Here is a 6499-nt window from a genome sequence, read left to right as displayed (position 1 = left end):
GCTATGAGCAACTGGAACCCGACTGCGGCCGCATCTATTCCACCGTCAAGTTCGACATCCGCAAAGGCGCCTCAGGCAGGCTCGAAGGAAAGATAGCCTCCGTCGAGGCCAAGGTGGGGAAGAAGCTAAGAACCTGAAAAACGGTTCAAGGGTTCAAGGGTTCAAGGGAAAGACCGCGAAGAGGGGTCGGCTGTCAAGGCGATTCGCGCACCGGCCGAAGCATCCGTTGACCTTTCTTTGTTCTCTGCTCTTGAACCCTTGAACCCTTGAACTCTTGAACATTCCTCATTTCTTGGGTGCGAACTGCATCTCAATGGCCTGGGAGCGTGAGCGTGCTACACCACCCGCGTCGTTGTTCGGGGCGACCTTGAGCTGCATGTTATACTGGCTGTACGCCGACTGGTAGTCGCCCACAGCTTCATAGCACTGTCCCAGGATGGCGTGGATCCTGGGATGCTTCGGCGCGGCCTCCGAGAAGGGTTTGAGGTAGCCTATGGCGTACCTGTAGGAACGTGTCCTGTAGTAGTTCATTCCCATGAAATAATTCGATGCCGGGTCCTGTGGGAAGAGTTTCAGGCTCCTCTCAAGGTACTGCACGCTCTCCGAATACCTGTTGCCGGCATACCTGATGGCGCCCATTCCCCTCAGAGCAGGCTGATAGTTGCCGTCGATGCCGAGCGCCTTTGAAAAGTACCGCTCCGCCTCGGGAAGATTGTTCTGCTTCACCAGGATGCTGCCATAGAGCGCGTAGAACGGTGCCTGCCCGGGGTCCTGAGCTATGGCCTGCCTGACGAAGGACAGAGCCTCACCGGTATTGTTCTTCTCAAGGGAGCGGACGGCCTTGTCGTAGTAATTCACGTAGACCGCGTTGACGCGGCGGATGTTCGCCACGGCCGTCTGGAAGCGCTGCCGTGCAGTCCCGTCACCGGATATGGCCACCCGGGGTGTCTGGTTGATGATGTTCTGTATCTCCTCGACACGGATGGAGGTCCTGGGATGGGAAGACAGGAGCTCGCTGAAGAAACTGCTTTCCTGCCTGCTCTGGCCGATGGACCGCGCGTACTGGTCAGAGACCTTCTCAAGGTTCCTGTGAGCGCTCAACGCCGCCCGGGGATCGTAACCGAGCCGCGTCATATACTGGACGCCAAGTCTGTCCGCCTCGAGCTCGTCGTTCCTGCTGAATTTGAGAAGGATAAGCCCGGCCCCCGCTGACCCGAGGGTGAGCGCCGCGTCGGAATATTCGGAACCCGCCATGGCGATCGCCGCGCCGGTGAGAAGGAACTGGCCGAGCATGCTGTAGGTCATCTGCCTCGCTGAATGGCGCGCCGAAACGTGCCCCATCTCGTGACCCATGACATACACGAACTCCGCCTCATTGTCGAGGGCGGCGAGAAGGCCCCGGGTCATCACGACGTGCCCTGGTATCGCCCAGGCATTGGGCACTGAGGTGTTTTGAACGGCAAAATCGACGGGGAGGTTGGGTCTGTGGGAGACCCGGTGAATGTTCATGACGACACCGGACAGGTAGGACCTCAACGCGGGGTCCCTGAACTCCCCCCCTCCGCCCTCTCCGCTCCACAGGGCGTTGGGGTAAAGTTCATTGCCGAGCTGTATCTCCTGAGCCTCGGAAACGAGCATCAGTTCCTGTTCGCCCGTCACGGGATTGACGGCACAGCCGGCGGCGGCAAGCGCGAGAACAACCAGCACCAGTGAAAGGACCCGACGGAACAGCACAGGGAACGATGTCATCGACATGGCCACCTCTTTCTCCGTGATCTATCCTACATTCTTATGTTCTCCGCAGACGTTTGTCAACAAAGGAAATGACTTGAAGCCGAACATCGGGAAAGCGTAAAATAGAACAGCACGAACACTTTCCGGGAGGCATCATGGGTGTAAGCTTCAATCCTTCGAAGATCGTCGCCGTGGGGCTCAATTACAGGGACCATGCCAGGGAGTTGAAGATGGACCTTCCCGGCTATCCGCTCATCTTCATGAAACCGTCCACGTCCGTTATCGGCGACGGAGATCCCATCGTCTTCCCCGCGCAGACACAGGAACTCCACTACGAAGGAGAGCTCGGCATCGTCATGGGCAAACGGGCACGGAACGTTCCCGTCGGCGAAGCCGGTGATTTCATCGCCGGATACACATGCGCCAACGACGTGACCGCACGGGACCTGCAGCGGCTGGACGGCCAGTGGACACGTGCCAAGTCCTTCGACACCTTCTGTCCCCTGGGACCCCGGGTTGCGAGCGATATAGACCCGACCACCCTTGAGATCATGACGCGTGTCAACGGTGAGGTGAAGCAGCGGTCGACGACTGCCAACATGGTCTTCGACGTCTACGATCTGGTGTCTTTCATCTCGGGGATCATGACCCTGCTCCCCGGCGACGTCATCATTACCGGGACTCCCCCCGGAGTGGGCTCTCTTCTCCCCGGTGACACCGTCGAGGTGGAGATAGAGGGCATAGGGATACTTACGAACACGGTCACGGCCGCCGTGCCGTGAATACTCTGACCGCCGGGACCAAGACCGGCGTCATCGAACCCAAGGAGCAGCCATGGATAACATCACGTTTGACGATTTCATCAAGATCGACCTGAGGGTGGCCGAGATAAAGGCCTGTGAGGATATCGAGGGGGCGGACAAGCTCTACAAGCTGACCGTCGACATGGGTGAAGAACGCCTCATCGTCGCCGGCATCAAGCAATACTACGCGAAGGAAGAGCTCATCGGAAAGAAGATCGCCGTCGTGGCCAACCTCGAGCCCAGAAAGCTCCGGGGCATCATGTCCCATGGCATGCTGCTCGCAGCTTCCAACGAAGACAAATCCTCGGTCGTCCTCCTGATCCTCGACAAGGCCATACCGAACGGCAGCAAGATATCCTGACAGGGGATGGTCCACCACATCTTCCTCTTCCTGGCAGGCGTCGCTCTTTTCCTCCTGGGCATGTTGAAGCTCAGCGAGCAGATGCAGCGGGTGTTCAGTTCCCGGATACGGGAGTATATCCGTTTCTCTGTCAGGAAGCCCTTCTACGGGCTCATCGCGGGACTCGTGACCACGATCTTCTTTCAAAGCAGCTCGGCGACAACGCTGCTCACCATGGGGCTTGTCAGCGCCGGCCTCGTGAGCTTCTATCATTCACTGGGCATCATCCTCGGTGCCGATATCGGGACGACGCTCACCATACAGCTAGTCGTCTGGAAAGTGACGGATATCGCTCCTCTCTTTCTCTTCGGCGGGATCGTCCTTTACTTTCTCGGCAGGGACCGCCTCAAGATCGTCGGCGAGGCCCTTCTCTATTTCGGCACCATATTCTACGGCCTGAGCCTCATCGGCGACGCGGCCACCCCGCTCAAGAACAGCCCGGTCTTTGCGCGCTATTTCCTTTCAACGCAGAATCCCCTGATGGGTCTCCTTATAGGTCTCGTCTTCACGGGAATCGTCCAGGCGTCTGCCATCCCCATCAGCATGCTCGTCATGCTCGGCATGCAGGGACTCATGTCCGTGGATAACGCCGTCCCCATAGTCATCGGCGCCAACATTGGAACCACGGCGACGGCCCTCATCGGCAGCGTCGCCAGCGATGTCAACGGCAGGAGGACCGCGCTCGCTCACCTTATCTTCAAGTGTTCCGGCGCCCTCGTGTGCATGGTGTGCCTGTCGCCCTTCATCGAGGTGTTAAAGGTAATGTCATCGAGCATTGCCCAGCAGATTGCATTCTGCCATTTTCTTTTCAATATTGTCATCGTCGTCGTCTTTATGTTCTTCCTCACCCCTTTTTCGAATGTCATCCGCAGGGTCCTTCCCGGGGAACACGCCGTCATTCCCATGTGGCCGGAATACCTGAACACACGACATCTCGGCAGCCCCGACATGGCCCTTGCCTGTGTCAGGAACGAGTTGAAACGGCAGATCGCCCTGGCGCAGCGCATGCTCCTCCAATCCCTGGAGCTTTTCATCTCCTACAGCAGGAACAAGCGCCGCAACGTCATGTACATGGAACTCGTGATGGACAACCTCCAGGCCGAGATTACGACGTATCTCTGGGGCATCTCCTGCGGCGCCCTTTCACAGCCCCTCACGAAGAAACTCTTCGCCTTCTCCTCCTTTGCCTATGACATAGAGCGCATGGGAGACCGCTCCGTTAACCTCGGTGAACTGGCGGAACAGAAGTTCAAGCGAAGGGCCCATTTCACTCCAGCCGCAAACGAGGAACTTCGCAGCATAGGCACCCTCGTCCTCGACAACCTCGCAGACGCCGGTCGACTTGTCGAGAAGAAGGATATCGCACTGGTGCGCGTCGTCATCGAGCGGGAACACAGGATAGACATAAAGATCAAGAAGGCCACAGGCGACCATCTCGAACGGTTCTACAGAAAACTCTGCCTCGCCGAAGCTGGGCCCATATATGTGGATGTCCTCGTCAATCTGGAACACATATCGAACCACTGTCTCGTGATCGCCCGGCTGACGAACGAGTTGGAAGAGGAATGAAAGAAACCGTTGGAACCGTTTGCACGGAAAAATGCAGACGGAGAGCGACGGCAAGGTTCATAGGTCTGGTTCTTCTCTCGTTCAAACGATTCCAACGGTTCCAACGATGTCTTTTATGCTATAATGGATGAAAAAAAGGAGGTCGCTATGGCTGAGGCGAAGCTCACGATAGACGGCATGAGTTGCCAGCACTGCGTTATGGCAGTCAGAAAAGCCCTCGGCGCCGTCGCCGGGGTTGAGTCGAGCGATGTGGAGATCGGAAGCGCCGTTGTCAGATATGATGAGGGCAAGGCGAGCCCAAAGGACCTGGAAGCGGCGATCGAGAAGGCAGGGTTCTCCGTCAAGCGGTAAGAAGGGAACATCTCCGGGAAGCGGGGTAGAGCATGTCATGAATGAGTTGATACGGGTGATCGACAGCGCCCAGGACCTTGAAAAGAAGGTGGAGTATTACTTCACCCTTGCGGGCGACGAGAAGCTCTCCCTGCTCAAAGGCCTCGGCGACCAAAGGAGCGAGGAGACCGGCGTTCTTCTCAATGCCATCTATCTCCAGGAGACCGACAAGGAGATCCGCAAACTCATTCGCAAGACCATATTCCGCCTGAGGTCATCAGGGGTGAAGGTGGAAGAGCTCCGCCCGGAAGGCGAGTCCGTCCTCAGGAAGGTTGAAGAGGCGCGGGTCAACGTGGGCTTCCTGACGAACTTCGACAATTCCGGCTCCCGGATGGTCATGGCGGCGTACGAGGTCAGGAAGAATACCTTCGTCTTCCTCAACGGCGATCTCCACTTTCGTGAAGGCCTGCGCGAGCTTATGAGCTCACCTGTCGACAGGAGGTCCCTTGAGCAGATCGTGGCCGCTTACAGGGACAACGCAAGGGAACCGGCCTTCCTCCTCAATATATCCCCCGCCTACGCGGCGTTCATCGTCGAGGAAGGGGCGAGGCTGTCCGGTCGTTTCACGGACGCCATAGGGTCCCTTAGATCCTTTGTCGCTCAGTTGAAAGATGCCGTTCACAGACCGGATGACATCCACTCCCTCCCCGTGGCGGACGACGTGGCTCCCCTGTCGCTCCACGATGTTCTCAGGCACGAGATCTTCACGCCCTTCTCCCTCTCCTGGGAAGGCATCGAAGAGGACCGCAGATCCTACCTCTCGACGGGAGGGTCAACGATCGTTCTGCCCCGGCACATGATGGAAGAAAAGAAGGACACCTACCTCAGGGACCTCATGGGACGCCATGATGTCGCGTCTCAGGTACCTCTCTTCAAGCGCCTCCTCGAGGACTACGCATACCTCTTCCACCGCATGGGCGACCACGCACGGTACAGGGGAACACTCTCGGTCCTTCAGGATGAGACGGCCCTCGACCATGCCTTCTCCTTCTTTCTGAGAAAAGGCCTCGAGGCCCGGCAGGAAAGCCCCGCCGATGGCAATCTCCTGATCGGTCCCCATGGCTAGGTTCATACTCAAGGACCCATTCTACAAGAAGGCGAAGCAGGAAGGGTTTCGTGCAAGGAGCGCCTACAAGCTCAAGGAGATCGAGGACAGGTTTCATCTCGTACAGAAAGGAGATACCGTTCTGGACCTCGGCTGCGCGCCGGGAAGCTTTCTCCAGGTCCTTTCGGGGATGGTCGGTGAAAGGGGGACCGTCATCGGCATCGACATCCTCCCCACACCCCCTCTTTCCTTGAAGAACATAACCGCCATAGAGGCGGACATACGGCAGGCGGATGTTCCCGGCCTTCTTTCCCGCCTCTCTCTCGCCGCTGTCGACACCGTCACCTGCGACATCGCGCCCAACCTCTCGGGGATACGCGAGGTGGACGACGCGCATATCGAAGAACTCTTCACCTGCGTCCTCAAGGTCGTCGACGAGGCTCTCAAGCCTGGCGGTCACTTCATCATCAAGTCCTTCTCGACAGGCATTCAGAAGCGTATTACCACCGAGCTCCAGATGCGCTTCCGCAAGGTTTCCCAGTACAAACCCGCGGCGTC

At 57.9% G+C, this 6499-nt stretch carries 8 protein-coding genes; 7 read left to right on the top strand and 1 reads right to left on the bottom strand.

Annotation, left to right across the window (positions count from 1 at the left end; all coding sequences use genetic code 11):
• Window positions 1-137, top strand: a 137-nt coding sequence (locus GXX82_13030; protein NLT23963.1) for a thiamine-binding protein, incomplete at its 5' end; no start/stop codon positions are given.
• A gap of 148 nt (window positions 138-285) precedes the next feature.
• On the opposite strand, the gene GXX82_13025 is transcribed toward GXX82_13030, so the two are convergent.
• Window positions 286-1755 carry a M48 family metalloprotease gene (locus GXX82_13025; protein NLT23962.1) on the bottom strand — a complete coding sequence of 490 codons (1470 nt, stop codon included), beginning with the start codon at window positions 1753-1755 and terminating at the stop codon, window positions 286-288.
• A 134-nt stretch (window positions 1756-1889) separates the two neighbouring features.
• Here GXX82_13025 and GXX82_13020 point away from each other — a divergent pair, with 134 nt between their 5' ends.
• The 6 genes from GXX82_13020 to GXX82_12995 form a co-directional block, all read left to right on the top strand.
• Window positions 1890-2516: a fumarylacetoacetate hydrolase family protein gene (locus tag GXX82_13020; GenBank protein NLT23961.1), complete on the top strand. Its 627-nt coding sequence runs from the start codon at window positions 1890-1892 to the stop codon at window positions 2514-2516.
• A gap of 52 nt (window positions 2517-2568) precedes the next feature.
• Window positions 2569-2898, top strand: a complete 330-nt coding sequence (gene metG / locus GXX82_13015; protein ID NLT23960.1) for a methionine--tRNA ligase subunit beta — start codon at window positions 2569-2571, stop codon at window positions 2896-2898.
• A 6-nt stretch (window positions 2899-2904) separates the two neighbouring features.
• Window positions 2905-4506, top strand: coding sequence for a Na/Pi cotransporter family protein (locus GXX82_13010; GenBank protein NLT23959.1), 1602 nt, complete (start codon window positions 2905-2907; stop codon window positions 4504-4506).
• A 147-nt stretch (window positions 4507-4653) separates the two neighbouring features.
• Window positions 4654-4857: a heavy-metal-associated domain-containing protein gene (locus GXX82_13005; GenBank protein ID NLT23958.1), complete on the top strand. Its 204-nt coding sequence runs from the start codon at window positions 4654-4656 to the stop codon at window positions 4855-4857.
• 37 nt (window positions 4858-4894) lie between these two features.
• On the top strand, window positions 4895-5962 hold the full coding sequence (locus GXX82_13000; GenBank protein ID NLT23957.1) for a hypothetical protein: 1068 nt from the start codon (window positions 4895-4897) through the stop codon (window positions 5960-5962).
• Window positions 5955-6499, top strand: a 545-nt coding sequence (locus tag GXX82_12995) for an RlmE family RNA methyltransferase (GenBank protein NLT23956.1), incomplete at its 3' end; no start/stop codon positions are given. The genes GXX82_13000 and GXX82_12995, both read left to right, overlap by 8 nt.

The sequence above is a fragment of the Syntrophorhabdus sp. genome (assembly GCA_012719415.1).
Taxonomy (GTDB): Bacteria; Desulfobacterota; Syntrophorhabdia; order Syntrophorhabdales; family Syntrophorhabdaceae; genus Delta-02.
This window is presented reverse-complemented; position numbering and strand designations above follow the sequence as displayed.

Coding starts and splice junctions, on each gene's coding strand:
- GXX82_13025 (NLT23962.1), bottom strand. CDS start 1,755: ATGTCGATGACATCGTTCCCTGTGCTGTTCCGTCGGGTCCTTTCACTG.
- GXX82_13010 (NLT23959.1), top strand. CDS start 2,905: ATGGTCCACCACATCTTCCTCTTCCTGGCAGGCGTCGCTCTTTTCCTC.
- GXX82_13000 (NLT23957.1), top strand. CDS start 4,895: ATGAATGAGTTGATACGGGTGATCGACAGCGCCCAGGACCTTGAAAAG.
- GXX82_13005 (NLT23958.1), top strand. CDS start 4,654: ATGGCTGAGGCGAAGCTCACGATAGACGGCATGAGTTGCCAGCACTGC.
- metG (NLT23960.1), top strand. CDS start 2,569: ATGGATAACATCACGTTTGACGATTTCATCAAGATCGACCTGAGGGTG.
- GXX82_13020 (NLT23961.1), top strand. CDS start 1,890: ATGGGTGTAAGCTTCAATCCTTCGAAGATCGTCGCCGTGGGGCTCAAT.